The organism is Paenibacillus wulumuqiensis (assembly GCF_000971965.1).
In the GTDB taxonomy this organism is placed as follows: Bacteria; Bacillota; Bacilli; order Paenibacillales; family Paenibacillaceae; genus Saccharibacillus; species Saccharibacillus wulumuqiensis.
Genome location: NZ_LAQP01000040.1, coordinates 1 through 508, shown reverse-complemented (window position 1 = coordinate 508; position 508 = coordinate 1). Strand labels below are relative to the sequence as shown.

General features: G+C 51.0%; 2 tRNA genes and 1 rRNA gene. All 3 read left to right on the top strand.

The features are described from left to right. The first annotated feature begins 110 nt into the window (after positions 1 to 110). The 3 genes from rrf to WH45_RS22615 all read left to right on the top strand — a co-directional run bounded on the left by rrf (position 111) and on the right by WH45_RS22615 (position 425). A 5S ribosomal RNA gene (rrf, locus tag WH45_RS22625) occupies positions 111 to 227 on the top strand. A gap of 25 nt (positions 228 to 252) precedes the next feature. Then, positions 253 to 329: transfer RNA gene (locus WH45_RS22620), tRNA-Ile, on the top strand. 20 nt (positions 330 to 349) lie between these two features. Further along, positions 350 to 425 (top strand) — tRNA-Ala (locus WH45_RS22615). Positions 426 to 508 lie beyond the last annotated feature (83 nt).

The following is a 508-nucleotide window of genomic DNA, read 5'->3' as shown; positions in this document are numbered from 1 at the left end:
ACATTCAAATACAAGTCGTTGGGTAACCGACGCGGGTCCATGTGACCGACACTCACTTCGTTGTTCAGTTTTGAGAGGTTAAACTCTCTATAAGTTAAGAAGCTTCATCGTTTGGTGGTGATGGCGGAGGGGTTCCACACGTACCCATCCCGAACACGACCGTTAAGCCCTCCAGCGCCGATGGTACTTGGACCGCAGGGTCCTGGGAGAGTAGGACGCTGCCAAGCGATGACATCTTCAACTTCATAATGTGGGCCCTTAGCTCAGTTGGTTAGAGCGCACCTCTGATAAGGGTGAGGTCGGTGGTTCGAGTCCACCAGGGCCCACCATATAATTTAAAACCTAATTTGGGGCCATAGCTCAGCTGGGAGAGCGCCTGCCTTGCAAGCAGGAGGTCAGCGGTTCGATCCCGCTTGGCTCCACCAAATATGTTATACAAGTTGATCCTTGAAAACTGGATACCGAAACGAAACATCGCGTTTTAGAAACTGTTCTTGCTGAGACTGTG